The sequence below is a fragment of the Longimicrobium sp. genome (assembly GCF_036280135.1).
In the GTDB taxonomy this organism is placed as follows: Bacteria; Gemmatimonadota; Gemmatimonadetes; order Longimicrobiales; family Longimicrobiaceae; genus Longimicrobium.
This window is the reverse complement of record NZ_DASURI010000274.1, coordinates 1-26,233: the sequence shown is the minus strand read 5'-3', so window position 1 is coordinate 26,233 and position 26,233 is coordinate 1. Positions and strand designations below refer to the sequence as shown.

Here is a 26,233-nt window from a genome sequence, read left to right as displayed (position 1 = left end):
TGCCGGCGCGGGGTCCACCACCAGCCGCGCGCCCGGCGCCAGCACGCGCAGCCCCTCGCGCAGCCGCGCGTCGTCCGCGCCGCCCGTGAGCGCCGCGGCCCGCAGCCCGCCCCGGAACGGCAGCCCCGCGCCCGACGCGCGGACGGGGCTCACCCGCTCCCCCGCCCCCACGACCACGGGCGGATGGGCGCCCTCCGACAGGGCGATGACCTCCAGCTCCGGCACCAGGGCCGCGACGGCGGCGGCGTGCCCGGCGCCGGGCCCCGCGACGAGCACCGTGCCGCTGGCGCCCGCCAGTCCCATCAGCGCCGCCATGCGGACGGCGATCTCGTCCCCGCTCCGTGCGCCGGCCGATTCCGTGGATTCAGCAAAATCAGCAGAAACAGCGGAATCCGTCGGATCAGCAGAATCAGCGGAATCCGCCGATCCGTCGATCCGCAGGTCCACGACGCGGTCGCGGACGGGATAGTGCGCGCGGCAGTTGGGGCATCCCAGGTGGCCGGCCGCCACGCGGCGCTCCTCCATCCGGTCCGCCAGCAGGATGAGGCCGAAGTCGGGGCCGCAGCGCGGGCAGGTGAGGACGTCGGTGAGCAGGATGTGCACGCTACCAGGTGGGCTTGAGCGAGTACTGCGCCCACTGGTTGGGCGTTTCCCACACGCGCACGTACACCAGGTGGTCGCCGTCGGGCTTGCCCAGGCGGCGCTGCATCTCCTCGAAGATCCAGCGGGCCTGGTTCTCGGCGCTGGGCTCCAGCGTGGTGAACGGCTCCACGTCGTTGATGTTCTGGTGGTCCAGCTCGTTGGCGATGCCGCGCAGGGCGCGCTTGGCGTCGGTAAAGTCCATCGCCATGCCTCCCGCGCCCACGTCGTCGAAGGCGAACCCGGCCTCCACGACGTAGTGGTGGCCGTGCAGGTTTTCGCACTTGCCCTTGTAGTTGCGCAGGAAGTGCGCGCTGTCGTAGCTGGCCTTGACGTTCAGCAGGAACATGTCGGGTCTCACGCCGCCGCTTCGACGGCGATGCTGGAAATCTGGACGGCCGGGGGCTGCTGCGCCGCGAACAGAACGGCGCGCGCCACGTCCTCGGGCCGCAGCATGGACGCGCGGGGCGGCAGGTCCGCCCGCGCGTCGGGGTCGATGGGGTCCCACAGCGGCGTGTCGGTGGCCGCCGGCTCCACGAGCGTGGCGCGCACGCCCGTGCCGCGAATTTCCTGCAGCAGCACCTCGTGCAGGCCGCGCAGGCCGAACTTGCTGGCGCTGTACGCGCCGTTCTCCGGGAACGCGGCGCGCCCGGCCACGGACCCCACGTGGATGAAGTGCCCCGCCCGCCGCCGCAGCATGGCGGGCAGAAATGCGCGCACCAGCAGGAACGGCCCCCGCAGGTTGGCCGCGATCTGCCGGTCGAAGTCCTCGGGCTCCGCGCGGTCCAGCCGTGCCAGCGAGAACGCGCCGGCGGAGCCCACGATCAGGTCGGGCGCGTCGCCCAGCAGCTCGCCCACGTAGGTGGCCAGCGTGTGCACGCCTTCGGGCGTGGAGACGTCGGCGGGGATGGCGTGGCCGCCCGCGTCCCCGGCGGCGCGGGCCAGGGCGTCGGCGCCGCGGGCCACCATGCCCACCCAGGCGCCCTCGGCGAGCAGCACCCGCGCCACGGCCAGCCCGATGCCGCGCGAGGCGCCCGTCACGAGCGCCGTTTTTCCCTGCATCGATCCGGCCATGGTTTCCTCCACGGATGAAGAAGACAGGGATCACGCGTCAAGGCAGGGATCGCGTCCGGGCGAGCGCCCCCCATCCCCTGCCCTTCCCCCATAAACGGCATGGGGGAAGGGAGAACACACACCCAGCACCATGACGGGCAGTCTGCCGGCCCGCGGAGAGCCCCCTCCCCCCCGGCCCCCGCTTCGCGGGGGAGGGGGAGAACTGCGTGTCCGTGCGGGATGGGATGGATCGCGCCGGCAGCAGGCCGCCCCTCCCCGGCCCCTCCCCGCTCGTTCCTCGCGGAGAGGGGAGAAACCGCGGGTCAGGAGCCGTTGGGGCTGTCCGTGTAACCCGCAGTTCCGCCGTTCATCCCGCTATTCCCTATTCCCTGCCGTCAACGCCCGTTGTGAAACACCAGCCGCAGGAACTCCTCGCGCGTCCTGAGATCGTCCAGGAACACGCCCTTCATGGCGCTGGTGACCGTCTGGGAGTTCTGCTTCTCCACGCCGCGCATCATCATGCACAGGTGGGCGGCCTCGATCACCACGCCCACGCCCTGCGGCTCCAGCACGTCCATGAGGGCCTGGGCAATCTGCTCCGTCAGGCGCTCCTGCACCTGCAGGCGCCGCGCGAATACCTCCACCACGCGCGGCAGCTTGCTGAGCCCCACGATGCGCCCGTTGGGGATGTACGCCACGTGCACCTTGCCGAAGAACGGCAGCATGTGGTGCTCGCACATGGAGTACATCTCGATGTCCTTGACCAGCACCATGTTGCGATGGTCTTCCTCGAACACGGCGTCGCCCACGGCGTCGCCCACGGACAGGCCGTAGCCCCGCGTGAGCCAGCGCATGCTCTTTTCCACCCGCTCCGGCGTCTTGAGCAGCCCGTCGCGCGACGGGTCCTCGCCCAGCTCCTGGAGCATGGCCCGCACGTGGCCCTGGAACTCCGTCTCGGGGCCGCCCGGCGTTTGCCCCCTGATCTCCGACATCTGCTTATTCTCCCGAGTACTCGGCGGAATTGCGCGGCGTTTCCCACAGCACCAGCCGCGCGAGCCGGCCGGACGGGATGGAGGGCGCCAGGCGATCCCAGATCGCGACGACGAGGTTTTCCGTGGAGGGCAGGATGCCCTGCAGCCACGGCACGTCCACGTTGAGGTTGCGGTGGTCCAGGTCGCCGATGACGGCCTCGGCCGCGGCGCGCACGTGGCCCAGGTCCACCACGTAGCCCGTCACGGGGTCCGGCGTGCCCTCGACCGTCACGTCGAGCTCGTAGTTGTGACCGTGCCAGTTAGGGCTGTTGCACAGGCCGAAGATGCGCTCATTCTCCTCGGCCGAGAGCGCGGGATTGTGCAGCCGGTGCGCGGCGCTGAAGTGCACGCGGCGGGTAACGCGAACCGTGGGCACGGGTCCTCCTGATCAAAAAGCGATGAAAGGCCGGCCCCGCGGTAAAGCGGGGCCGGCCTGGACCGGGCGGCAGCGGGAAGGATTTTTGAAGCCATGTCTAGACATGTTGGGTGGCTCCTCCGCGGACTTCCGCCTTCCCGCAAGGGGCGTGACGTCGGCCGCAAAAGCAGGCCCCGGCTTCAAAACTGTTGGCTCAAAAATGGAGCTTCCCGCTGCCTCCCGACGGGGCACAAGATAAGGCGCGCGCTGTCGTGAATCAAGGACGCCTCCCCCACCCCGCCCGTCCCGCGCGCCGCCCGGAAAATTCCGTATACGCGCAAGTCGTTGCCGTCGATGCGGATCGGCAGGCGGTGATTGATCCGGGGAATGTGGATCTGCAGGATGCGGATCGGCGGAGGGATCGAGCCGTGGGGGTCGCCCTCGAGACGGAGCGGCTGAAGCCGCCGCTGGGAAAGCCATAAGCCCCGTCTCGGCTCGCTTGCGCTCGCCGAACGGGGCTTCAACTCCGTGAACAGCTCGGGGCCGCCACCGTGCAGGCAACCCGTCGAAGTTTACACCCTCTCCCGCGCGGTCTGCGGGAGAGGGTGCGAGCGACAGCGAGCGGGTGAGGGTCTACGTCACCTGCACGGTGATCGCGGGCGACGTGTACGCCGTGGCGCCGGCGCTGATCAGGTCCACGCGCAGGTTCGTCGTCCCCGCGGCCGTGCCGCCGCGCAGGGTGCCGGTGCCCTCGCCCGTTTCCGTCCACTGCGCCACGACGGAGTTGGTCGTCGTCACGCGGATGCTCTCCGTGATCCCCGGTGTCACGGTGCCGCCCGGCCCGCGCAGCACCACGCGCAGCGAGCGCGTCTGGTTGCGGGGCACCGTGAGCGTGCCGTTGACGGAGCCCGAGGCATTCACGGTCACCAGCGCGTTGCCGGAGCCGTCCTCGATGGTGAGCCCGGTCACCTCGCTGGCGCCGGAGTCGATGCCCAGGTCCGAGCATCCCGCCGCCAGCACCAGCGCCAGCAGGGGAAGAAGGCGGAAGCGGGAGAAAGTCTTCATGGCGATGTCGCGTTGGAAGTGCCTGCCCTGTAGCGGCTTGTCTCAAGTGTAACGAGGAGCGCGGCGTTCGTAAACCGCGAGGGATACAGGACAGCCTGCAACCGCGTTGACGCCGTTGCAGGCTATTCCCTATTCCCTGTTCCCTATTCCCTGCCGTTCGTCAGTCCCGAAAGAACCACCGCACCCCGAACAGCGCCCGCTGCCCGGGCAGCGTCAGCCCCGGGATGTCGAACGCCGTCTCGCGGTTGAACGCGTTTTCCAGGCGCCAGAACGCCCGCACGTCCAGCACGCGGAACTGCACGAGGAAGTTGACGATGGCGTACTGCTCCGTGGTCCCCGTCAACGCGCCCGTCTGCGCGTCGATGGTGCGCGCCGGCCCGCGGCCGATGACCTCCGCCCGCAGCGTGGGCTCTAGGTTGCCGCCGCGGAAGATCCAGTGGTACTCCAGCGCCGCGCGGCCAAAGCGCACGGGCAGGTACGGACGCGCCGGCGCCGTGAAGAAGTCCGTGTAGGTGGCGTCCAGCCGCACCTGCCGCCAGATGACGGGGATGGACGCGTACGCCTCCACCCCGCTCACCGTCTCGCCGCTCTCCGGCCCCAGGCCCCGCTCGTACCAGAAGCCGTACGGCACCACGGCATCCACGTCCTGCACGAGGAACGCGGCCCCGGCCATGATGCTGCCGCGCATCCACTCCGCCCCAGCGCGAAAGCCGTTGGCCGTGGACTCCGTGTCGCGAAAGAGGACGACGGGGAGCGTGTCCAGCTCCGGAAGGGCCGGGTCCAGCGCGTGGCCCAGGTTGCGGACGACGACGGCGCTGTCGCGCCAGAAGCGCAGCCCGCGCGTGCCCGCCGCCACGCTGCCGAAGACGGAGAGCCCGCCCCACGGCCCCGCGCGGCCCGACGCCTCCAGCTCCAGCCCCGTCACCCCGCCGTGCGTGAGCGTGCGCGCCTCGCCCCACGCGGCCAGCCAGGGCACGGGCGTGAGCTCCGCGCGCGCGGACAGCTCCGTGGCGTTGGCCGCGTAGCCCTCCTCGTCCACGCGGTGCACGCGCGCCGTGCCCGTGACCGTGCCCAGGGGCACGTCCACCGTGGCGCGCAGCATGGCCTGCACGGACTCGCGCTCCAGCGTGATGGTGTCCACGTCCAGCGGGCTGCTCCAGCTGCGGCCAATGGCGCCGTCCAGCCACACGCCGCCCGTCTGCGGGCAGGCGTCCCCCGCCGTGGGCGAGCCCGCGGCCACCGCGGCGCTGTCCGCCCGGGCCGCGCTGTCCGCCGGGAGGGCCGACGTGTCCGCGCAGACGGTGCGCCGGCCGAAGAAGCGCCCGCGCCCGCGCAGCACCAGCTCCCCGCGGTCAAAGCTCTCCCGGGGCAGGTCCGTGCCGCTGGCCTGCCGCTGCGCGTCGATGCCCGTGGTGCGGTACTCCACCTGCAGCGCGCGGTCCGGCGAAAACGCGTAGCTCAGCCGCGCCACGCCCGTGTTGGCCGAGTAGTTCTCGCGGCGGCGAAAGCCCTGCGTCTCCACCACGTCGATCCCCACGTGCACCATCAGCCGGTCGCCCAGGGGACGGGCGAACAGGCCGCGCAGCATCCGCGTGGCAAAGTCGCCCTCGCCGCCCTCGATCTGCGCGAACGGGCGCCGGTCCGAAAGGCGCAGCGTCTGCACGTCCACGCGCGTCTCCTGCAGGCCGCGGGTGACGCGCACCTCCTGCACGTCCAGCAGGGGGATGTTCTCCAGGTTGAGCGTCGTCCCGCTCAGGGGACGCACCTCCCAGCCGTCCAGGAACACGCGCGTGCGCCCGCCGCCGGACGAGAACGCGCTGACGCCGTTGGGCTGGCCCACCCCGCCGCCCCGCGTCATCACCAGGCCGGGGATGCGCTCCAGCAGCTCCGTGAGCGTGAGCCCGTGAAAGCGCCCCAGCTCCCGCGGCCCGAACACCCAGCTCGCGGCGGAGAAGCCGGACTGCCGCGTCTCGCGGTAGAGCGGAAAGTTGGGCGCGGGGCGGGTGCTGTCCGCGGGGACGGAGTCCGGCCGGGCCGCGTCCGGGATGGTGTCGCCCCGGACGGCCTCTCCCGGGATGGCGATGGACGCCGTGTCCTGCCGGGGCGGCGCGGGGATGGTGTCCTGCGCGCGCAGGTCCGCCGCCGCGAGGAGCGCGGCGGCGGCAAGGCCGGCCAGGGCCGGGCGGCGGAGCATCATGCGAGGGATCACGCGCCCGCGGTCTGGCCCCGGGCCGCGGCGCGGTCCATCACCCACTGCACGAAGATGCGGGTGGGCACGCCGGTGGAGCCCTTGCTGAGGTACGAGATCTTGCCGTCGCCGTACGCCGTGCCGGCCACGTCCAGGTGCACCCACGGCCAGTCGCCCACGAACTCGCGCAGGAACCAGCCCGCCGTGATGGTGCCCGCCGGGCGCCCGCCGCTGTTCTTGAGGTCGGCGTAGTCGCTCTTGATCTGCTCGCGGTAGTCGTCGAACATGGGCAGCTGCCAGCAGCGCTCGCCCGTGGACTCGCCCGCGGCGATCACCTCGCGCACCAGCGCGTCGTCGTTGCCCATCACCCCCGTGGCCGCGTGGCCCAGGGCGATCACGCAGGCGCCCGTGAGCGTGGCCGCGTCCAGCATGGCGGCCGGCTCGTAGCGCTTCGCGTAGGAGATGGCATCCACGAGGATCAGCCGGCCCTCGGCGTCGGTGTTGACGATCTCGATGGTCTTGCCGCCGTGCGCGCGGAGGATGTCGCCCGGCTTCATCGCCTTCGATCCCAGCAGGTTCTCGGACGAGGGGACGATGCCGACGACGTTGAGCGGCAGGTCGAGCTCGGCGATGGCCTGCATGGCGGCCAGCGTGCCCGCCCCGCCGCACATGTCGAACTTCATGTCCTCCATCCCCTGCGCGGGCTTGATGGAGATGCCGCCCGCGTCAAAGGTGAGCCCCTTGCCCACCAGGACGAGCGGCTTTTCCCCCTCGGCCCCGCCGCGGTGCTCGAGGATCATCAGCCGCGGCTCCTGCGCGGAGCCCTGGGCCACGGCAAGAAGGGCGTTCATCCCCTCCGCCTCCAGCTCCTTCGGGCCCAGCACGGTCACCTTCATCCCCCGCTCGCGGCCGATGCGCTCCGCCGTCTCCGCCAGGTACGTGGGCGTGGCGACGTTGCCGGGAAGGTTGCCCAGGTCGCGGGCCAGGTTCTCGGCCCGGGCGATGATCTCGCCCACGCGCGCGCCCTCGGCCGCCGCGGCCTCGTCCGTGCCCTCGCCCACGAGGATCGTGGCGGACTCCAGGGCCACGGGCGCCGGCTTGGCGGGATCGGCGGACTTGAGCTCGCGGAAGTCGTACGCGCCCAGCACCAGCCCCTCGGCCACGGCCCGCGCCGCGTCCGCCACGGGGACGGCGGACGCCGGCAGGGCGAACGAGACGGCGCCCACGCGCGACGTGGCGGCCTGCTTGGCGGCCGAGCCGGCGGCGCGGCGCAGGCGCTCCGTCGTGAGCTCCGCGCCCTTGCCCACCCCGATCAGCAGCACGCGCTCGGCCCCGCTCGCCGGAAACACGAGCGTGGTGGTGCCGAACGCGCCGCGCGCGTCGCCGCGCTGGACGAGGGCGGCGAGCTGCCCGCCCAGGGCGCCGTCGAGCGACGTAAAGGCGGCGTCCTGCGCGTCGCCGTCCAGCACGGGCACGGCCAGGAGCGGGGTCTGGTGCCCGGCCGCGTCCGCGCGGGCGATGGAGATCTTCATCGTGAAGGCCGTAAGTCCGTTGGAAAAGACTGGAACGGAGAGCGAAGTACCCGACAGCAAGTGCCAAGTGCCAAGTGCCAAGTACCAAGTGCCAAGACTGATTTTCGATCCTTGGCACTTGGCACTTGTTACTTGGCACTTCAGTCCATCACATGTGGTCGATGATCCGGCGCCCGAACTCCGAGCACGAGACCTTGGTGGCGCCTTCCATCAGCCGCTCGAAGTCGTACGTGACCGTCTTGGCGGTGATGGCGCCCTCGAGACCCTTGATGATCAGGTCCGCCGCCTCGTCCCACCCCATGAAGCGCAGCATCATCTCGCCGCTCAGGATGACGGAGCCGGGGTTGACCATGTCCTTGCCGGCGTACTTGGGCGCCGTGCCGTGCGTGGCCTCGAAGATGGCGTGGCCCGACACGTAGTTGATGTTGGCGCCCGGCGCGATGCCGATGCCGCCCACCTGCGCCGCCAGCGCGTCGCTCACGTAGTCGCCGTTCAGGTTGAGCGTGGCGATCACGCTGTAGTCCCGCGGGCGCGTGAGGATCTGCTGCAGGAACGCGTCGGCGATGCTGTCCTTGATGACGATGCGCCCGGCCGCCTCGGCCTCCTTCTGGGCCTGGCTGGCGGCGTCCTCGCCGCGGTCGGCCTTGATGCGGTCGTACTCGGCCCACGTGAACGTGCGGTCGCCGTACTCGCGCTCGGCCAGCTCGTAGCCCCAGTTCTTGAAGGCGCCCTCGGTGAACTTCATGATGTTGCCCTTGTGCACCAGCGTCACCGACGGCGCCTTGGTGCGCAGGGCGTAGTCGATGGCGCTGCGGACCAGGCGCTCCGTGCCCTCGCGCGACACGGGCTTGATGCCGAAGCCCGACGTCCCGGGAAAGCGCACCTTCTTGAAGCGCGGGCCAAAGCTTTCCTGCAGCAGCTGGCGGAACTTGGCCGCGTCCTCGGTGCCCTCCTCGAACTCGATGCCGGCGTAGATGTCTTCCGTGTTCTCGCGGAAGATGACCATGTCCACGTCGCCCGGGCGCTTGACGGGAGACGGCACGCCCTCGAACCAGCGCACGGGGCGCACGCAGGCGTACAGGTCCAGCTCCTGGCGCAGGGCCACGTTCAGCGAGCGGATGCCGCCGCCGACCGGGGTCGTCAGGGGGCCCTTGATGCCCACCAGGTACTCGCGGAACGCGTCCAGGGTGGCGGCCGGGAGCCAGTCGCCCGTCGCGTGGAAGGCCTTTTCACCGGCGAGCACTTCCATCCAGTGGATCTTGCGGGACCCGCCGTACGCCTTTTGGACGGCGGCCTCGAAGACGGGCTGCGAGGCGGCCCAGATGTCGGGGCCCGTGCCGTCGCCCTCGATGAAGGGGAGGATGGGGTTGTCGGGAACGTTCAGCGTGCCGCCGCTGATCGAGATGCGCTCCCCACCCTGGGGAACGGCGGGCTTCCAGTCGCTGGCCATGGGGTCAGGTTCCGTGTAGGGGTAAGTGCCTGGTACGAAGTGCCAAGTACCTAGTGCCTAGTACCAAGTGCCGGATGCCGGATGCCGGATGCCGGAGCGAAACTTGGCACTTGGCACTTGTCACTTGGTACTTTCTTCTCAAAAAAAACGGGGCGCGGCGGGGAGCCCGCCGCGCCCCGAAGAGCGGCCGTGTACCGCCGCGCTCAGCGCTCGCTCAGCGGCGTCACCTTCAGGCCGCGCGGCCCCAGGTAGTCGCTGCCGGGGCGAATGAGCCGGTTGTCGGCGTACTGCTCCATCAGGTGGGCCGTCCAGCCCGGCATGCGGGCCAGGGCGAACACCGCCGTGAACAGGTCCATGGCAATGCCCAGCGTGGTGTAGACCGACGCGCTGAAGAAGTCCACGTTGGGGTAGATCTTCTTGCCCTTCTTGTCCATCTCCTCGCGCATGGCCGCGCGGATCTTGTCGGAGAGGTCGAGCCACTTGGTCTCGCCCGCCTCCTCCATGATCTGGTCGGCCAGCTCGCGCAGCACCGTGGCGCGCGGGTCCACCGCCTTATACACGCGGTGGCCAAAACCCATCACCTTCTTGCCGCTGCCGAGCGCGTTGCGGACCCAGGTGCCCGGGTCCTCGCCGCTCTCGTCGATCTCGCGCAGCATGTTCATCACCTCCACGTTGGCGCCGCCGTGGCTGGGCCCCTTGAGGGTGCCGATGGCGGAGGTGATGGCCGAGTACATGTCGGACAGGGTGCCGGCCGTGACGCGCGCCGCGAACGTGGAGGCGTTCATGCCGTGCTCGGCGTGCAGCACGAGGGCCACGTCCATGGTGCGGACGCGCGTCTCGTTGGCTTCCTCGCCGTTGAGCATGTAAAGGAAGTTGGCCGCGAAGCCCAGCCCCGCCTTGGGCTGCAGCGGCTCCAGCCCGCGGCGGATGCGGTCGTACGCCGCCACGATGGTGGGCGTCTGCGCCGTGAGGAAGATGGCCTTGTGGCGCACCGACTCGGCCGAGATGTCGTCGGCCTGGGGGTCGAACATCCCCAGCGCGCTGATGGCCGTGCGCACGGCCGCCATGGGATCGGCGTCCCTGGGGTACGCGCGCAGCATCTCCAGCACCTCGGGCCGCAGCGCGCTGTGGCGCTCCAGGTGCTGCTTGATCTCATCCAGCTGCTGCCGGTTGGGGAGAGCCCCGTTCCACAGCAGGTAGCACACTTCTTCGAAGGTGGTGTTGCGGGCGAGGTCGTCGATGTCGTACCCCGCGTAGATCAGCTCCCCCACCTCGCCGTTGATGTCGCTCAGCCTGGACTGCGCGACGACGACCCCTTCGAGACCCTTGGCAGCCATTTCGACTTTCTCGGACGCGATTGCGAGACTACATTTTTTCCGGCTTCGGGACCGGGAACGAACGGCGCGTTGACGCAGCACGGTCCGGGCCAGCGAAAGCGGCGCCAACATAGCGGGGGCGCCGGTGTCGCCGCAAGCGTTGCGCGGCGGCAATTTACAGCGCCCAACTGAGCGGCGTTCACCCACGGACGGGGGGCGTTTGGAGTCGAGCGACGCGGAAGACGTACGGCGGGTGCTGCGGGGCGACGCGGCGCATTACGAGGTCCTGGTGCGGCGCTACCAGGAGCCCCTGTACCGCCACGCGTTCGGCATGGTGGGGGATCCCGACGCGGCGGCGGACCTGGTGCAGGACTCGCTGGTCAAGGCGTACACCCGCCTGGCTACGTGCGACCCGGACCGGTTCGCGGCGTGGCTCTTTCGCATCCTGCGCAACCGCTGCAAGGACTACCTCAAGAGCCGCCGCCGGCGCGACGTGCCCCTGGTGGACGACGGCCCCCACGCGGCCCCCGCGGCCGACGACCCCGTACGCACGCTGGAGCGCACGGAGATGGGCAAGGTGGTGGCCGACGCCCTGGCCCGCATCCCCGAGAGCCAGCGCGAGGCGTTCCTGCTCAAGCACGTGGAGGGGCGCAGCTACGAGGAGATGGCCGAGATGCTCAACGCCGGCATCAGCGCGCTCAAGATGCGGGTGATGCGGGCCCGCGAGGCGCTGCAGGACCTGCTGAAGGACCGGATCTGAACGGCGGTACGAAGGTACGGGGTACGAAGGTACGGGGTACGAAGGTACGGCAGGACGACTTCGGGAAACGTTCCGCGTTCCGGTGATGGTCGTCCTGAGGGAGCGCCGCGTGGAACTCGAACGGGCACAAAGCCTTGGGCGCGACCGAAGGATCTTGCCCGCAAAGCGTGAGGCCGACCCTTGTCCGTGAAACCGGCCTGTCGCTTCGCGGGCAAGATCCTTCGTCGCCGCGATGGACCCTGCACAGACGGGTTTCGCGCGGCGGCTCCTCAGGATGACACGCCCGGGGCGCGGAGCTTCGCAACACACTCCAGATCCAATTCCTTTCGCGTCGAATCTGCTAGGATTCGGCGCGGCGCCCCTTTAGCTTGACGGCGACCTCCCCGGCGCGGTCCGTCCGCTCGCGCCCTCGTTTGCCGGCGCACGCCGGCAGCCCGTTCATCGAGATCCCCATCCATGATCCGCAGAATTCCCTGCGCGGCCGCGCTGCTGGCCGCGGGCACCCTCGCCTGCTCCAACCCCGCGCCGCCGGCGCCCGGACCCTCCGCGAGCGATCCGGCGCGAACCGTGTGGCAGCTGTCGCCCTTCGCCCTGCTCCAGGCCGGCGGCTACGACGGGCTGATGACGGTGGACGAGGTCCGTCGCCACGGCGACCTGGGCCTGGCCGCCGCCGACGAGCTGAACGGCGAGATGGTGATGGTAGACGGCCGCCTCTACCAGTTCCTCGCCGACGGACGCGTGGCGGAGGCGCCCGGGAGCATGCGCCTGCCCTTCGCCGAGGTCACGCGCTGGACGGGCGGCCGCGACATCCCCGTCGCCGCGGGGCAGACGTACGGCGCGAGCGGGATGCCGGGCATGGGCACGCTGCCGGCCGGGGCGGACGCGTTCTACGCCCTGCGGCTGGAGGGGACGTGGGACACGGTGGTGGTGCGCACCTTTCACCAGCAGAGCCGGCCGTATCCGCCGCTGGACAGCGCCGTGCATCACCAGGCGGTGGACACGCTGATCAACGTGCGCGGCACCATGGCGGGCTTCTGGCAGCCCGCGTTCGCCAAGGGGCTGAGCATCCCCGGCTACCACCTGCACGTGCTGTCGGACGACCGCGCGAAGGGCGGGCACGTGCTGTCGTTCCGTGCCGGCAATGTGCGGATGCAGGTGGCCGAGCGCCCGGAGTTCATCGTGCACCTGCCGCCGGACGCCATCCGCGACGTCCGGCACTGATCCACGCGCGAAGCCCCGCCCGGCACCTGCCGGACGGGGCTTCTCGTTGCAGTCGGTCACGCCGGAGCGAGAGCCCGACGCGGCGCTCCGATCCCGGCCGCCGCGCGAGCCCACTCCCGCACTAACGCACTGCCGCACTCACGCACTTCTAGGCGTTCGCGTGGCCGTCCGCCTCGCGGGGGTTGGCGTCCACGCCGGCGGCGGCGTCGGCCTCGCGGGCGTGGCGCGCGCACAGCCGCGTCTCGGGGATCACCATCAGCCGGTCGAACTCGATGGGCTCGCCGTCCACCTCGCAGCGGCCAAAGTTCTCCGGCTCCTTGTACAGCCGGCCCAGCGCCTCGTCCAGCGCGTACAGGCGCCGGCCCTCTACCGAGGCCAGCAGGAACTGCTGCTCCTGCTCGTACGTCTCGCTGCCGATGTCGGCCGGGTGGTTGTCGTACCCGCCGCTCAGCTCGCTGATGCGCACGCGCAGCTCGTCGCTCAGATCCGCAAAGTGGCTGATGGAGTCCAGAGCCTGCTCGCGCTCCCGCAGCAGCAGCTGCTCGATCTGCTTACGCTGGTCTTCCTGAAGCATCGCTTCGCCGTCCCGAATCAAGAGGGGATGGGCAGGCCCGCTGCCCGCCACGCGTCCGCCGCCGCGCACCGTCAATCTCCGTGCCGCCCCCGCCACGGACAAGCTTTTCCGCCGCCGCGCGGGATCAGCCGCCGTCCGGCGGCGGGTGCGGGTGCACCTTCGCCAGCAGGCCCCCCGGCTGACGGACGAGCAGGGGCCGCAGCGGGGTTCCGGCGGGCACGCGCCGGACGGGGCAGCCCTCCTCGCCCGTCCACCCGTGGTCGATGTGGAACGAGAAGGCGTACTCGGGCGCCGCGCCGGTGTCCACCAGCATGCCCGGGCCGCTGGACACGGGGAGCACCGTGCCCGGTTCCGCGTCGACCGTGGAGAAGAAAAGGAGGATGTCGGACCCGGGCGCCACCCCCTCCAGTGCACCTCCGTGCAGCGGCAGCGCGCAGAAGGGAGCCACGGCCCCCTGCACCCGGCGCGACAGGCCGGCGGTGAAGAGCGTGTCAGTGGCGTTCAGCAGCTCGATCCCCGCAAATGCGTCCTGAAGGGCCACGGTGCCTATCCCGCTGCGCCGCGTGACGGTGAGCACGTCGCCCGCGTCCACCGGCGTGGTGAACCCGGGGAAGACAAGATCTGCGGGGGGAAAGACCGCCTGCGCCGTGAAGGCGTGCACGTCCTTCTCCCATTCCACGCGCGTGGAGAGCGAGTACTCGCGCGTCCGCATCCACACCAGCGGCAGGGCGGCCGCGCTCCACGCCCGCGCGGACGAGAGCGCGTAGAGCCAGGCGCCGGCATCGGCAAGCAGGTCGCAGGTGGTCTCGTCCAGCGTGATGACGAGCCGCACTTCATCGCGGGGCATGGGGAACGTCCCTGGATAAAGGGAGAACAGGGCGAGCGGACCCGGTGGCCCGCCCCGCCGCGTGGGGCGCGTGCGCTCAGGCCGGCTGAACGCTCATGATCTGGTGCCGCTCGTCCGTGGGCGCCGTGGGGTAGTGGGCGATGAGAAAGCGGGAGAGCGTGTCGGGCGCGTCCATGGGCTCGTCGCTGTCCACGGTGACGACGGCGACGGCGCGGTCCGGATCCACGCTGTTCAGGCGCCAGCGTTGAGTGGCCTTGTGGCGGAACGAGAACTCCGCGTCGAACGCAGACGGCGTGCGCGTGGACAGGTTGTCCGCCAGGGTCACGCGATAGCGGGGCATGGGATCCTCCGTGTGAGCTCGGTCGATGGGGACGGCGGGGGGCCGGGAGCGGCCACCCGCCTGGGGAGAAGGTCAAAGGGCCGCGAGCGCGGGCTGCGTGCGCTCCAGCATGGTGTTGCTCCGCAGCTTCTCCAGCGTGGCGCTGGACTCGATGAGCAGCGGCACCAGGTCCTCGCCGCCCGCGACCGCGTGCGCCCACGGGGCCCCGCCCCAGCTCCACTTCTTGTCGATGGAGTAGTTCACCGTGCGGGTGGTCACACCCGTGAGGTCCACCAGCACGGCCGGGCTGTACGCCTTGAGGATCACCGTGCCCGTGTTCACCTCGTCCGTAGCGAACATCAGCAGCACCTTCTCCACCGGCACGAACACGTCGTCGAAGCCGTTGAAGATGGGTAGGGCACAGATGGGCGCGTAGCCGGCGTCGTTCTTTTGCGAGATGCCGCAGGAGAAGCGCGTCTCCACGTTGTTGTGGATGGTGATGGCGCGCGCGTCGCCCGCCTGGGTGACGCTCCCCGTCCCGCGGGGGCTCTCGATGGTGAAGGTGTTGCCCAGGTCCGCCGGGTAGGCGGCGCTCGCCACGATCTGCCCGTTGGGGATGATCTCGCTTCGCGAGCTGTACGCCTGGTAGTCCACCCGCCAGTTCACCTGCGTGGCCTGCGAGAAGGAGTCGGTGCGGAACCACACCAGGGGGTCGCCCGCCGCTGCCCGTGGCCTTGACGGCCTTGAAGGCGTACAGCTTCATGCCCAGATTCTCCAGCTGATTGAGGGTGTCGTCGTCCATGCTGATGGTGAGGTTGTAGCTGGCCATGGTGTCCTCCCGGGGTGGATCGGGGTGGGTGCGGGGCGGGCCTCGTGCCCTGCCCTCGGGGGACCGCCGCGGCCCGCGGCCTGTCCCTGCGGAGCAATCTGCCCCGCCCTGCCCCGCCGCCCTGTACCGCAATCGGCCACCGGCGCTCAGCCACCGGCCACGGGGCGCGGGGGACGCGGCACCCGGCCCGCCGGCTCGCTGTCCCCGTCGCCGCACGCGGCCAGGAAGCGCGCGGCCAGCAGGCGCAGCCCGCCCTGCGCCGCCAGCTCCGTGGGCCGCAGCCCCGTGAGGGCGCGCAGGCTGCGGCGCAGGGCCGCGCCGCTCGAAAACTCCAGCGCCCGCGCCACGCTCTCAACGCTGCGCTCCGCGTCTTCCAGCAGCCGCGCGGCGTGCAGCAGCCGTCGCCACGCCAGCAGCTGCTCCGGTGAGGGGAGCCCGGCGGCGGAAAGCGTGCGCCGCAGGGTACGGGCGCTGCACCCCGCCCGCCGCGCCAGCTCGCACACGGTGCGCGGCTCCACGGGCGAGCGCAGCACGGGCTCCAGCCAGCGGTGGATGGACGCGGGGAGCACCTCCCCCAGCCGCTCCACGAGCGCCTCCAGAGGCGTCCATCCCAGAGTGTCCTCCAGGCACCGGGCCAGGAGGGCGGCCTCGTCGCGGCCTCCCTGCGCCACCACGCCCCGCACTCCGAGGAGCGCCAAGTGAAAGGTGTCACCCACGGGGCGCGCGACGAAGTCCGTGTACGCCACCAGTTCCAGGGCCGGGTAGCGCGCCCGCAGCCGGCGGATCTCGGCCGCGGCAAAGGCGCCGCCGTGGTACGGGTCCACGAACGCCGCGCCCACGGCGACGGTCGCGGCCAGGGCGGACAGCTCTGCCCAGTCGCGCGCGGGACGCAGGGCGTGGACGGCACCGCCCGCCGCGGCCCCCCGCAGGGCGCGGCGCAGGGCGTCCAGGGCGGCGGGCGCGCCGTTGAGCAGCAGCACGTCAGCCACGGCCCACCTCCGGGGCGGGACGGCGGCGGGCGGCGCGGCGCGGATGCGATCTCATGCGAAACCCTCCGGGATAACGGGTGTGGGATGATCCCGGGCCGGTGTTGCTCCCCCCGGCCCGCGCACCCATCTTTGCCCGGGGGGACTCACAGTCTCCGCCTGCCTTTCATCAACGCCGCGTGATTGATACTCGTGTTGTTCATCAAGCTCCTGGGTGATCCCCTCCTGCGGGGCCCCGACGGGCGGCCCGTTACCGGCCGCGCCGCGTACAAACGGCGGTTGGCGCTGCTCTCCATCCTGGGCGTGGCGCGGGGGCGGCCCGTGGGGCGCGAGCGGCTCATTGGCCTGCTGTGGCCCGACCACCCCACGGACGCGGCGCGGCACACCCTCTCCGAGTCTCTGTACGTGCTGCGCAAGGAGTTGGGTGAGGGGCTGTTCGTTTCCGTGGGGGACGAGGTGGCGCTGAACCCCGCCGCCGCGGCAAGCGACGTGGACGCCTTCGAGACGGCGTTGGAGGCGGGGCGGCCGGAGGAGGCCGTTCGCGCGTTTGGCGGGCCCCTGCTGGACGGGTTCTACGTCTCCAACGCGCTGGACTTCGAGCGGTGGCTGGACGGGGAGCGGGACCGGCTGGCGCGGGCCTGCGCGTCAGCCCTGGAAGGCCTGGCGGCCGCCGCGGAGGCGGAGGGGCGCCCGCTTGGAGCCGTGGAATGGTGGCGCCGGCTGGCCGCGCACGACCCGTACAGCTCGCGCGCGGCGCTGCGGCTGGCCTCCGCTCTGGAGGCGGCGGGGGAGCGGGGCGCGGCCCTCCGCGCAGCCACGGCGCACGCCGCGCGGCTGCGCGAGGAGCTGGGGGTGGAGGCGGACCCGGAGCTGGCGGAGCTGGTGGAGCGCCTGCTGGCGGAGCCCGCCCGCATCCCCCCGCCCCCCGTCCTGCCCGCCTCCGTCCCCACCGCGGGCGCGGAGCCGGAGACGAAGATCGAAGAGTCCTCGGGGGCGGAGACCGCCTCGGACGCGGGCGGCGGCCAGGGAATCAAGGCGGCTGTGCCGGCCGACGCACCGGGCGGGGGGGAACTCGCGGCGGATGCGGGCGCGCCAGTCCCACAACCCGAGCCGGTCTCGTCCGCACCGGGATCTGCCGTAGACGCGGTACCGTCCCAGGCCGATCACCCGGAGGCGGCGGACGCGCGGAGGCCACCGCGGTGGAGCCGGGCGGCGGCGGCGCTGACGGGGGCCCTGGCCATGGTCAGCGTGCTAGCGGGGCTGGCGCTCTCGGGCGGCGCGCCCCGCGCGCCGGAGCAGCCGCGCTACGACCCGCGCCGCATTGCCGTCCTCTACTTCGACGACCACTCGCCGAACGGGGAGCTGGCATACCTGGCCAGTGGGCTCACGGAGATGCTCATCCACGAGCTCAGCCAGGTGCAGGTGCTGGACGTGGTGTCGCGCAACGGGGTAAAGCCCTACCGCGAGCGGGCCGTACCGTTCGATTCCATGGCGGCGGACCTGCGCGCGGGGAGCGTGGTGGAGGGGAGCGTGCAGCGCTCGGGAAACCGGGTGCGGGTGACGGTGCAGCTCATCGACGCCAACAGCAACGCGCACCTGGAAAGCCGGACGGTGGAGCGGCCCATGGCGGACCTGTTCGTGCTGCAGGACGCAGTGGCCCGCGAGGTGTCCGGCTTTTTGCGCCGGCGGGTGGGGCGCGAGGTGCGGCTGGTGGAGATGGAACGCCGCGCGGGCAATCCCCGCGCCCTGGAGCTGGTGCTGCGCGCCGTGGACGCCCGCGCGCGCGCCCGGGAGATGGCCCGCAGCCCGCATCCGCGCGACGTGGCCGCGGCGCTGCAGGTCCTGGCAGGCGCGGACTCGCTGCTGCTGCGGGCCGCGGCCCTGGACGGGAAGTGGGGCGAGCCGGAGCTGCAGCGGGGTTGGGTGACGCTGGACCGCGCCTGGCTGGTGGGCGGGGTGGAGAAGGGGCCCGCCGCGGCGCGGGCTCTGCGCCATGCCGACGCGGTGCTGCGGCAGGACCCCGGCAGCCTGGACGCCCGCGAGCTGCGGGGGACGGCCCTGTGGCGGCTGGCGGGCGCGAACCCGCGCTCGCCCCGCGAGCGCGGTTGGCGCGCCGAGGCGGAGCGCGAACTGCGAGCCGTGGTGGCGGCGGACCCGGACCGCGCCTCTGCCTGGATCACGCTCAGCCAGCTGCTGCGGCTGGGGGGCGGCCTGGCCGAGGCGGAGGTGGCGGCGCGCCGGGCCCGCGAGGCCGACGCGTACCTGGCCGTGGACGAGGTGGGGGTGGACCGGCTGTACCGCGCCGCTTTCGCCTTTGAGGACTTTGGCGCGGCGCGGCACTGGTGCGTCGAGGGTCGGCGCGGCTACCCGGCGGACTACCGTTTCTGGGAATGCGAGCTGGCCATCCTGGCCCGCGACCCCGACGCGCCGGCCGCCCCGGACAGCGCCTGGCGGCTGGTGGCGGCGCTGGACCGGGTGGACCCGCCGGCGCGGGCCGCCGCAGCCGGGCGCGGGTACTCCCCCGTTTTCCGGCGGATGATGGCGGCGGCCGTGCTGGCCCGCGCCGGCCACGGCGACAGCGCGCGGGCCGTGGCCGCCCGCGCCCGCCGGGAGGTGCAGGGCGATCCCGCCCGCCGCGCCTCGTTCCTGTGGGACCAGGCGTACCTGTGGCTGCTCCTGAGCGAGCGGGCGCGGAGCGCCGCCGCGCTTGACACGTTCGTAGCCGCCCGCCCGGCCCTGCGGGAGTACGTGGCGCGCGAGCGGGTGTTCCGCGAGGCCGGCCTGCAGTAGCCTGCGGCTACCGGGCGGCAAAGGGCTCCGGCACCTCGATGGCCGCGTGCTCCGGAGACTCGCGCCGCCTCACCGTGCCCAGGTCCACGTGCGCCGTCTGCCCCCGCGGCTGCACGATGTTCCAATGCAGCCGCTGCCCGCCCGGCTCGTGCTCGTGCTCGTGCTTGCCCGCGACCAGGACCGCGGGGAGCCCCTCGGGCGTGAATTTGTCGTCGTACTCCGACCAGGGATAGTGCGCCATGACCTGCAGGTCGGCGGCCAGGAACTGCTCCATCACCTCCTCGGCGAACTCGGCACCGTACAGGGCTTCGTAGTACGGCTGGGCGAACTTCTCCACCGCGGCGCGGGTGTAGAACAGCGCGTCAAACTCGCTGCCCAGCCGGTACCACACTTTTTTCTTGGAACACACCCATACGTCCGCGACCGGCACACCCGTCGGGGCCGGCGTGGGCTCCGGCGCGTACGGGCCAAACCACCCCCGCTTGTGGTCGGCCACCTCGTCCCGCAGCATCGGCGAGACGTCGCTCCATTTGTAGAACGGGTGGATATCGAACAGCAGGCCCGGCTTCGACGACCGCTGGTACAGAGCCAGCAGGAAGAATGGCCCGGTTTCGCTCTCGGCCAACCCGTCGGCCGCCTCGGCCAGGGCGCGGGCCAGCATGGGGGTGATGGGCCCAGGCGGGGGCGGGGCGATGATCTCGATGGGCTCACTCACGTTGGGGCGCTCCAGGAAGAAGGGTTTGATTCGTCCGCTCGGTCGGGGGGAAGGATGCGGACGGGGTATCAAAGACCCTTCCCAAATGCTATCAATGTCCCGCCCGCATCTCCGCAATCCGTTGGTATTCCCGGTGATAGCGGCGTCGCCACCATGGCCGCCAACCCGCGTCCCGCAGCCTACGACCCGTTTTCGTCGTGAGAGGGTGGGTAGAGGTGACAGGGACGGGGCGGGCCGATAGCTTTCCGCGCCCGTGATCCTCCGCCTCTCTCCCTTCTTCCGGCGACCGCGTGGCTCTCGCAGACGTCCGTCCCCGCACGCTCGCGCCCGGACTGGCCCTGGCCGCCGCGCTCACCCTGGCCGCGTGGGGCCTGCAGGTGCTGGAGGTGCGACTCATCGGCCACGCGGTGGTGGAGGCGCTGGTGCTCGCGCTGGTGCTGGGGATGATGGTCCGCACGGCGTGGACGCCGCCGGCCCGCTACGCGCCGGGAATCAGCTTCGCGGCCAGGCAGCTGCTGGAGGCCGCCATCGTGCTGCTGGGCGCGTCCGTGAGCCTGCCCGTCCTGCTGCGCGCCGGCTCGCCGCTCGTCGTCGCCATCGTCACGGTCGTCGTCGGTGGGCTGACGGCGGGGTACGCCATCGGACGCGCCCTGGGCCTCAACCCGCGCCTGGCGACGCTCATCGCCTGCGGAAACGCCATCTGCGGCAACTCCGCCATCGCGGCCGTGGCGCCCGTGATCGGCGCGGACAAGGAGGACGTGGCGTCGTCCATTGCGTTCACGGCCGTGCTGGGCGTGATCGTCGTCCTCACCCTGCCCCTGCTGATGCCCGTGCTGGGGCTGGACGAGTACCGGTACGGCGCCCTGGCGGGGATGACCGTCTACGCCGTGCCGCAGGTGATCGCCGCCACCTTTCCCGTGGGGCGGCTGGCGGGCGAGGTGGGCACGCTGGTCAAGCTCGTGCGCGTGCTGCTGCTGGGGCCCGTCATCCTGTTCTTTTCCATCCGCAACCGAAAGGTGGGCGAGCAGCGGCTGGCGATCAGCAACGTGGTGCCGTGGTTCATCGCCGGGTTCCTGGTGCTGGCCATGGCGCGCTCGCTGGGGCTGATCCCGGCGACCGTCGCCGAGCCCGTGCGCGAGGTGTCGCGGTGGATGACCGTGGCGGCGATGGCCGCGCTGGGGCTGGGCGTGGACGTGCGCGTGCTGGGCCGCGTGGGCCCACGCGTGGTCGCCGCCGTCACCGGCTCGCTCATCGTGCTCATCGCCCTGAGCGCGACGCTCATCCACGTCCTGCGCATCGGCTGATGCGGATTCGCATCGCACCCCGTTTGTCTTCCTGAGGGGCCCTCACGGTCCTCGCCCACGACGGATGCGCGCGGCCCCGAAGGATCTCCTCTCCCGTGCACGGGGCCGACTCCGCGCGAGGACCATCCCATGCCGCGTCTGGTGGGGGATGTACGGGCCGAGCGAGGGCAGGCAAGATCCTTCGGGCCACGGAGATCCAGGACGGACACGGTCCCGTGAGGGCTCCTCAGGGGGGAGTCGTCTGCCCCTCGGCGAATCCCCTGCCCTGCCGCCGACCCGCATCCGCCGCCGATCCCCACCTGCCGACCATCCGCCTCCCCATCGGTTCTCATCCGCCGAATCGCGCCGACGACGAAGCCCGTGCGGGGCTTCGGCCTCAAGTCACTGCGCCGCACGGGCTTTGCGCTCGCGTTCATCCACCCCGCATCCGCGATGAATCCGCCCCGCGAAGGCCGCGCGTAACCTTGGACGTAGTTTGTACAGCAACGACAAACTACAACCAGGGACGGAGTACCATGAACAGGACGATCGCGGTGGTGGTGGCGGTGATGGCGTTCGCGGGGAGCGCGCAGGCGCAGAACGGCGGCGGGCGCAACGCGGGGGCGGTGGTGGTGGTGGGCGGGCAGGCCATGCTGCCCACGCGCGACATCGTGGACAACGCCGTGAACTCGGCGGACCACACCACGCTGGTGGTGGCCGTGCAGGCGGCGGGGCTGGTGGAGACGCTCAAGGGGCACGGTCCGTTCACCGTCTTCGCGCCCGTGAATGACGCGTTCGAGAACCTGCCCGCGGGCACGGTAGAGACCCTGCTGCGCCCGAAGAACAAGGCGGCGCTGACGAAGGTGCTCACCTATCACGTGGTGCCCGGCCGGGTGACGGCGGCAGACCTGATGCGGATGATTCGCGAGGGCCATGGCACGGCGACGCTGCGCACGGCCAGCGGCGGCACGCTCACGGCGGTGATGAACGGCCCGGCGAACGTGGTGATCCGCGACGAGACGGGCGGCGTGGCGACCATCTCCACGTACGACGTGCTGCAGCGCAACGGCGTGATCCACGTGGTGAACCGCGTGCTCCTGCCGCGCTGATTTCACCCGCGCGGGGAACGCAGGAAGGCGCGAGGTGGACAGACAGTCCCCTTCGCGCCCTCGCGCATCCTGTCACACGGATGCCGGGTCCGCGCTACTCCTGATCGCCTGCGCGAGCCTCGTCGGAGCGCTCGCGTTCCTCGACGAGGTGCGCGAACCCGGAGGATCTTCTTCACGGACCCATCGTGAAAGTGCGGGACGGTTCTACGGAACATTGGCACACGGGGCCTTCGGCCAACGGAGGGAACGGGAACGGATCAACAAAACCGTTGACTCCGTTGGCCGCAGGCCCCGTGTGAGAATGCTGTTCCGACCTGCCAGGAACCTGTTGAGACCAGGAGTCTTTCCCCGGACTCGGGGTTCGTTCTCCGCAGATTTCCCACGCGAAGACGCGGAGTACCCCGATCCCGCGCGGGAACGGGGTACTCCGCGCCTCTGCGGCTCTGCGTGAGATGCAGTTGGGTTTTCCGTGCAGAAACACAGCGGCCCGCCGGAGACTCCGGCGGGCCGCGGGTGCATCGGGCGGAAAGACCCGGCGCCTACTTGGTGCGGATGACGATCATGGAGTACGGGCTCGTGGGCGCCACGCCGCCCGACAGCGCCGTCACGCTGGCGAACCCGCCCATGGGCACGCCGAACCGGGCGTAGGCCGAGCCGCCGCCCCGCGAGTACGCCAGGGTAAGGCCCGTGCCGTTGCTCAGCGTCCGCGTGCCCAGGGGGAACCCGCCCAGCCCGCCGAACACCGAGCGGAAGCTCCAGCTCGTGACCTGCTGCGCCGCCCCGATGCCCGTCACCGCGTCGTCGGCGTACATGGCCGACGTAAAGTCACGCAGCCACACCTGCGGATCCACGCCCATGGCCGCCTGCAGGTTGGCCTGACCCGTGGTCTGCGTGTTCACCAGGTTGTACCACAGGGTCGCGTCCGTGGCGTTCAGGCGGTCGGCGGAGTAGCGCAGGAAGGCCCAGATGGCGCCGCGCACCGCCAGCGCGTCGTTGTTCTTGAACGCGCCCGCCGTGTCCGGCCGCTGCAGCCAGGACCGCAGCCGCCCGAAGTTGGAGTTGGCGTACGTGTTGAACGCCGCCACGCGCCGCGACGCCGAGGGTCCCGTGGTCAGGCTGGCCAGGAGGATGTTGCCCCGCGGCGCCAGCCCGACCGACGTGCGGTAGAACATCAGCTCTTCGGCGATGTGGCTGAGGCCCTCGTTGAGCCACACCTCTTCCAGGTCCTCGCTCCACGTGCCGTTGAGGTAGATGCGCCGCGAAGCGTTGATGAGGTGCTGGAACTCGTGCGCCAGCGTGCCCACCGTGTTGCCGCGCACGTACGAGACCGTCCGCACGTTGCTGTTCACCGCGCCCGTGGGGTCCGGCACCAGCATGTAGAAGATCTCGCCCTCATTGCTGCGCGGGCACGAGTTGGCCGCGGAGCTGAACAGGTCGCGGGCCGTCACGTAGCCCAGCGTCACCACGCTGCTGGCCGGCGGCGACAGCTCGTTCACGGCGCGGGTGTAGAACGCCACCACGCGGCCGTTGGTGTCCAGGTCCGTGGGCGCGCCGAAGTTGTCCGTGTTCACGCCGTACACCAGCGTGTCGAACTCCATGCGGATGCTGTCCCACTGCGCCGTGTTGAAGCCGCCGGCGGGGTTGGACGTGTCGGCCACGAGGATGATGTTGGTGCCGATGGACACCACCCGGCCCACGCGGTTGTCGACCGTGCCGGAGCAGCCCTGCGCCGTGTTCAGGTTCCACAGGTCGCCCACCGTGGGCAGGTTGGGCGTGATGACCCGGCTGGGCCCGCCCGCCGTGCCGCGCGTGCGGGGACGGGTGATGCGCGCCCCGGATTTGCGGCCCACCTCCATGGCCAGATCACGGTCGCGCGCCAGCATCTGCGTGTGGAAGGCGTCGTTGGCCTCCAGCCCGGCCAGGCTGGCGTCCAGGCGCGGGCCGTTGCCGGCCGGCAGCAGGTTGGGCGAGGGCGGGCCCGAGACGGCCGTGATGCCCGAGCCCGTAAGCGTCAGCGACAGCGCCGCGCTGTTGGACAGGTTCACGGGCATGTACGTGTACTCGGCCTGGCCCGCCGCGCCGCCCGTAAAGCAGAGGCTGGAGGCGGCCGGCATGGTCGCCGTGTACACCTCGCCCACGTCCAGGTTGGGGCAGACGGCGATGGTGGTGCTGCCCGTGCGCGAGCCCGCCGTGGCCGTGATGGTGGCCAGGCCCGGCGCCACGCCCGTCACCAGCCCGGAGGCGCTGACGGTGGCGATCGCCGCGTCGCTCGTGCCCCAGGTGATGGTCTGGCCCGGCACGGTATCGCCGTAGGCCGTGCGCACCACGGCGGTGAGCGCCGTGGTGGAGTCCTGCGCCAGCGTGTCGGCCGCGGGCGTGAGCTCCACGTACCCCTGGGGATGCTCCACCGCCGCCATCACGTACACCACGAACTTGAAGCTCGTGACGGCCGCGGGCAGGGTGAAGTTCCACGTGACCGGAGCCGAGGTCTCGTTGGGCTGGATGATCTGGTTGTACGGGTAGTACGCCTGGTTGGCCCGCATGAGCAGCGCGCGGCCCTCACCCACCAGCCCCACGGGGGCACCCATGTCGCCGCCGGCCGGGAACGGTTCCTGGTCGAACAGCACCATCACGCCCTGGGGATCCAGCGTGGTGCCGTCGGTGGTGCCCAGCGCCTGCCGCATCAAGTTCTGGACAGTAACGTCGATACTGAAGGTGCCGGCGACGAGGTCCTGGGCATGGTTGCTGGCCTGCAGGAACACATAGGCTCCCTGGCCACCCACGATCAGGCCGTTGGCGCCGCCCGTGGAGGGCGTGGCGCCCTGGCACGCCATGGCGCCCTGGGCAACCGTGACGGTGCAGTCGAGCTTGGCCAGCTGCACGGCCGGCTCGGGAGTAGGCACGGAGGCCGTGGGTCCGTCGCTGTCGCAGGCCGCCGTGGCGGTCAGCAGCAGCACGAGCCCCGCGAGGGGCAGGCGGTTTCGGAGGTTCATGGGGATCAACAGGCCTGAGGGAAGGACGCGAGCACGGAAGGGCCCGTCACCGGGAAATGCGCGCGTGCCCTAAAATGCAGCGAACATTGCACAAAGGCAAGGGGCAGACCTTCGACAAAGGCCTGCCCCGCATCCCCCTATGCGCCATCTTTAGACAGAACGCGCCGAGCGTGCCGTTTCGTGCTGCTTGCCGAGGATTCATCCGGACGGCGAACCGCGTGACGGGGAAACACACACCCGACCCTTACGCGCCCTGGCTGGTGGAAGATCTTCGAGGATGGGGAACCGATGAGGCGGACACGACGGCGGAGCACCGCGCCCCGGGGAGAGCGAAGTGCTCCGCCGTCGTGTTCCGATGGGCGGGGCTACGGGAGAGGACCTACTTTCCCAGGTAGCAGACGCAGCTGCCGTCCGCCGTGCAGAACCCGCCGACGCTGCCGGGAATGGTCTGGCAGACGCGGTTGCACACCTGCGCGTTGCACACCTTCTCCGCCGCGGCCGGCGCGGGCGACGCCATGGCCTGCGCGCCCCCGAACGCCAGCGCCGCCGTCAGCCCCGCGCCGAACGCCCGCCGGCGCACCGCTCCCATCTCGCGCATCTCTCCACCTCCGCTGAAGTGATTGCGTGACAGCAACTTGAGCCGGGATGGGCATGCAAGGGGCGTTCCCCTTCGACCGTCCGGAAAGGTTCCTACCCCGCGAATCCGCATCCGGCCTGCACGGGTCGCGGTATGCGCCTGACGGACGGGGACGGCGGGACCGCGCATCTTGCCTACGCGAAAAGACGGGCGTCAGCAGCGGCACACTCCGGAGGGGCGCATGAACGTGAAGCTCGTGGTCGCGGTCCTGGTTTTCGCGGTCCTGTTCCTGGTGATGCCCACGCTCATGGCGGGGTAGCGGACGGAACGCAAAGAGGCCGGGCCCAGCGTGAACGCTGAGCCCGGCCTCTTGTCCTGCGAAGTGGAGCTGGCGGGAGTCGAACCCGCGTCCGCCTACAGATTCCCCGCGACCTCTACGTGCGTATTTCCCTGTTCTTTTCTCCTCGCTCGCTCATCGGCCAGGGAAAGGCCCATCGCGAACCAGCCGTGAAGATCTCGCCCGCGCCGTCACGGCGCCAAACGCGGGCCAGCCTGAATTAGCGTCGCCTGTCGACCCGCCTCAGGCAGGGCTGATCGAAAG

General features: G+C 71.2%; 23 protein-coding genes and 1 other RNA gene. 5 read left to right on the top strand and 19 right to left on the bottom strand.

What is annotated here, in order from left to right; translation table 11 throughout:
* The 10 genes from VFZ20_RS08665 to VFZ20_RS08620 all read right to left on the bottom strand — a co-directional run.
* Positions 1–603 (bottom strand): Trm112 family protein (locus VFZ20_RS08665; protein WP_329683460.1); only part of this gene is annotated, 603 nt, incomplete at its 3' end.
* A 1-nt stretch (position 604) separates the two neighbouring features.
* Complete coding sequence (locus tag VFZ20_RS08660; RefSeq protein WP_329683459.1) at positions 605–988, bottom strand: 6-carboxytetrahydropterin synthase; 384 nt, start codon at positions 986–988, stop codon at positions 605–607.
* 8 nt (positions 989–996) lie between these two features.
* Entirely contained in the window at positions 997–1,713 is a 717-nt protein-coding gene (locus VFZ20_RS08655) for an SDR family oxidoreductase (protein WP_329683458.1), read from the bottom strand.
* Positions 1,714–2,087: 374 nt separating this feature from the next.
* Positions 2,088–2,684, bottom strand: coding sequence for a GTP cyclohydrolase I FolE (gene folE / locus VFZ20_RS08650; protein WP_329683457.1), 597 nt, complete (start codon positions 2,682–2,684; stop codon positions 2,088–2,090).
* A gap of 4 nt (positions 2,685–2,688) precedes the next feature.
* Positions 2,689–3,099, bottom strand: a complete 411-nt coding sequence (locus VFZ20_RS08645; RefSeq protein ID WP_329683456.1) for a 6-pyruvoyl trahydropterin synthase family protein — start codon at positions 3,097–3,099, stop codon at positions 2,689–2,691.
* Positions 3,100–3,711: 612 nt separating this feature from the next.
* A complete protein-coding gene (locus VFZ20_RS08640; RefSeq protein WP_329683455.1) occupies positions 3,712–4,143 on the bottom strand; it encodes a hypothetical protein in 432 nt (143 codons plus the stop codon).
* Between the two features lie 160 nt (positions 4,144–4,303).
* Positions 4,304–6,340 carry a TonB-dependent receptor plug domain-containing protein gene (locus tag VFZ20_RS08635; protein ID WP_329683454.1) on the bottom strand — a complete coding sequence of 679 codons (2,037 nt, stop codon included), beginning with the start codon at positions 6,338–6,340 and terminating at the stop codon, positions 4,304–4,306.
* Positions 6,341–6,348: 8 nt separating this feature from the next.
* The gene (locus VFZ20_RS08630; protein ID WP_329683453.1) at positions 6,349–7,863 is read right to left on the bottom strand and encodes a leucyl aminopeptidase; all 1,515 of its coding nucleotides are present in this window, start codon (positions 7,861–7,863) and stop codon (positions 6,349–6,351) included.
* Positions 7,864–8,011: 148 nt separating this feature from the next.
* Positions 8,012–9,313, bottom strand: a complete 1,302-nt coding sequence (gene icd / locus VFZ20_RS08625; protein WP_329683452.1) for an NADP-dependent isocitrate dehydrogenase — start codon at positions 9,311–9,313, stop codon at positions 8,012–8,014.
* Positions 9,314–9,516: 203 nt separating this feature from the next.
* On the bottom strand, positions 9,517–10,650 hold the full coding sequence (locus tag VFZ20_RS08620) for a citrate/2-methylcitrate synthase (protein WP_329683451.1): 1,134 nt from the start codon (positions 10,648–10,650) through the stop codon (positions 9,517–9,519).
* A 199-nt stretch (positions 10,651–10,849) separates the two neighbouring features.
* Here VFZ20_RS08620 and VFZ20_RS08615 point away from each other — a divergent pair, with 199 nt between their 5' ends.
* Both VFZ20_RS08615 and VFZ20_RS08610 read left to right on the top strand, forming a co-directional pair.
* The gene (locus VFZ20_RS08615) at positions 10,850–11,389 is read left to right on the top strand and encodes an RNA polymerase sigma factor (RefSeq protein WP_329683450.1); all 540 of its coding nucleotides are present in this window, start codon (positions 10,850–10,852) and stop codon (positions 11,387–11,389) included.
* A gap of 456 nt (positions 11,390–11,845) precedes the next feature.
* Positions 11,846–12,610 carry an acetolactate decarboxylase gene (locus VFZ20_RS08610; RefSeq protein ID WP_329683449.1) on the top strand — a complete coding sequence of 255 codons (765 nt, stop codon included), beginning with the start codon at positions 11,846–11,848 and terminating at the stop codon, positions 12,608–12,610.
* Positions 12,611–12,758: 148 nt separating this feature from the next.
* On the opposite strand, the gene VFZ20_RS08605 is transcribed toward VFZ20_RS08610, so the two are convergent.
* From VFZ20_RS08605 to VFZ20_RS08585, 5 genes are all read right to left on the bottom strand, one after another.
* The gene (locus VFZ20_RS08605; protein ID WP_329683448.1) at positions 12,759–13,184 is read right to left on the bottom strand and encodes a TraR/DksA family transcriptional regulator; all 426 of its coding nucleotides are present in this window, start codon (positions 13,182–13,184) and stop codon (positions 12,759–12,761) included.
* A gap of 124 nt (positions 13,185–13,308) precedes the next feature.
* The gene (locus tag VFZ20_RS08600) at positions 13,309–14,031 is read right to left on the bottom strand and encodes a hypothetical protein (RefSeq protein WP_329683447.1); all 723 of its coding nucleotides are present in this window, start codon (positions 14,029–14,031) and stop codon (positions 13,309–13,311) included.
* A 76-nt stretch (positions 14,032–14,107) separates the two neighbouring features.
* Positions 14,108–14,371 (bottom strand): hypothetical protein, encoded by a 264-nt coding sequence (locus VFZ20_RS08595; RefSeq protein ID WP_329683446.1) that lies wholly within the window; start codon positions 14,369–14,371, stop codon positions 14,108–14,110.
* 72 nt (positions 14,372–14,443) lie between these two features.
* On the bottom strand, positions 14,444–15,055 hold the full coding sequence (locus VFZ20_RS08590) for a hypothetical protein (protein WP_329683445.1): 612 nt from the start codon (positions 15,053–15,055) through the stop codon (positions 14,444–14,446).
* Between the two features lie 270 nt (positions 15,056–15,325).
* Positions 15,326–16,168, bottom strand: a complete 843-nt coding sequence (locus tag VFZ20_RS08585; RefSeq protein ID WP_329683444.1) for a helix-turn-helix transcriptional regulator — start codon at positions 16,166–16,168, stop codon at positions 15,326–15,328.
* A 192-nt stretch (positions 16,169–16,360) separates the two neighbouring features.
* On the opposite strand from VFZ20_RS08585, the gene VFZ20_RS08580 reads away from it, so the two are divergent.
* The gene (locus tag VFZ20_RS08580; protein WP_329683443.1) at positions 16,361–18,955 is read left to right on the top strand and encodes a BTAD domain-containing putative transcriptional regulator; all 2,595 of its coding nucleotides are present in this window, start codon (positions 16,361–16,363) and stop codon (positions 18,953–18,955) included.
* A 7-nt stretch (positions 18,956–18,962) separates the two neighbouring features.
* On the opposite strand, the gene VFZ20_RS08575 is transcribed toward VFZ20_RS08580, so the two are convergent.
* Entirely contained in the window at positions 18,963–19,670 is a 708-nt protein-coding gene (locus VFZ20_RS08575; RefSeq protein ID WP_329683442.1) for a hypothetical protein, read from the bottom strand.
* A 290-nt stretch (positions 19,671–19,960) separates the two neighbouring features.
* Between VFZ20_RS08575 and VFZ20_RS08570 the strand changes: the two genes are divergently transcribed.
* Positions 19,961–20,974 carry a YeiH family protein gene (locus VFZ20_RS08570; protein ID WP_329683441.1) on the top strand — a complete coding sequence of 338 codons (1,014 nt, stop codon included), beginning with the start codon at positions 19,961–19,963 and terminating at the stop codon, positions 20,972–20,974.
* Between the two features lie 548 nt (positions 20,975–21,522).
* A complete protein-coding gene (locus VFZ20_RS08565) occupies positions 21,523–22,062 on the top strand; it encodes a fasciclin domain-containing protein (RefSeq protein WP_349264076.1) in 540 nt (179 codons plus the stop codon).
* Positions 22,063–22,601: 539 nt separating this feature from the next.
* On the opposite strand, the gene VFZ20_RS08560 is transcribed toward VFZ20_RS08565, so the two are convergent.
* The 3 genes from VFZ20_RS08560 to ssrA form a co-directional block, all read right to left on the bottom strand.
* Positions 22,602–25,055: an Ig-like domain-containing protein gene (locus VFZ20_RS08560; protein WP_329683439.1), complete on the bottom strand. Its 2,454-nt coding sequence runs from the start codon at positions 25,053–25,055 to the stop codon at positions 22,602–22,604.
* A 379-nt stretch (positions 25,056–25,434) separates the two neighbouring features.
* Entirely contained in the window at positions 25,435–25,653 is a 219-nt protein-coding gene (locus tag VFZ20_RS08555) for a hypothetical protein (protein WP_329683438.1), read from the bottom strand.
* Positions 25,654–26,012: 359 nt separating this feature from the next.
* Positions 26,013–26,233, bottom strand: a transfer-messenger RNA (tmRNA) gene (gene ssrA / locus VFZ20_RS08550); the annotation flags it as partial.

Bases quoted from the DNA above. Each gene is read 5' to 3' on its own strand.
- VFZ20_RS08600 (WP_329683447.1), bottom strand. From the start codon at position 14,031: ATGCCCCGCGATGAAGTGCGGCTCGTCATCACGCTGGACGAGACCACC.
- VFZ20_RS08560 (WP_329683439.1), bottom strand. From the start codon at position 25,055: ATGAACCTCCGAAACCGCCTGCCCCTCGCGGGGCTCGTGCTGCTGCTG.
- VFZ20_RS08630 (WP_329683453.1), bottom strand. From the start codon at position 7,863: ATGAAGATCTCCATCGCCCGCGCGGACGCGGCCGGGCACCAGACCCCG.
- VFZ20_RS08635 (WP_329683454.1), bottom strand. From the start codon at position 6,340: ATGATGCTCCGCCGCCCGGCCCTGGCCGGCCTTGCCGCCGCCGCGCTC.
- folE (WP_329683457.1), bottom strand. From the start codon at position 2,684: ATGTCGGAGATCAGGGGGCAAACGCCGGGCGGCCCCGAGACGGAGTTC.
- icd (WP_329683452.1), bottom strand. From the start codon at position 9,313: ATGGCCAGCGACTGGAAGCCCGCCGTTCCCCAGGGTGGGGAGCGCATC.
- VFZ20_RS08555 (WP_329683438.1), bottom strand. From the start codon at position 25,653: ATGCGCGAGATGGGAGCGGTGCGCCGGCGGGCGTTCGGCGCGGGGCTG.
- VFZ20_RS08655 (WP_329683458.1), bottom strand. From the start codon at position 1,713: ATGGCCGGATCGATGCAGGGAAAAACGGCGCTCGTGACGGGCGCCTCG.
- VFZ20_RS08605 (WP_329683448.1), bottom strand. From the start codon at position 13,184: ATGCTTCAGGAAGACCAGCGTAAGCAGATCGAGCAGCTGCTGCTGCGG.
- VFZ20_RS08610 (WP_329683449.1), top strand. From the start codon at position 11,846: ATGATCCGCAGAATTCCCTGCGCGGCCGCGCTGCTGGCCGCGGGCACC.
- VFZ20_RS08640 (WP_329683455.1), bottom strand. From the start codon at position 4,143: ATGAAGACTTTCTCCCGCTTCCGCCTTCTTCCCCTGCTGGCGCTGGTG.
- VFZ20_RS08595 (WP_329683446.1), bottom strand. From the start codon at position 14,371: ATGCCCCGCTATCGCGTGACCCTGGCGGACAACCTGTCCACGCGCACG.
- VFZ20_RS08660 (WP_329683459.1), bottom strand. From the start codon at position 988: ATGTTCCTGCTGAACGTCAAGGCCAGCTACGACAGCGCGCACTTCCTG.
- VFZ20_RS08565 (WP_349264076.1), top strand. From the start codon at position 21,523: ATGGCGTTCGCGGGGAGCGCGCAGGCGCAGAACGGCGGCGGGCGCAAC.
- VFZ20_RS08620 (WP_329683451.1), bottom strand. From the start codon at position 10,650: ATGGCTGCCAAGGGTCTCGAAGGGGTCGTCGTCGCGCAGTCCAGGCTG.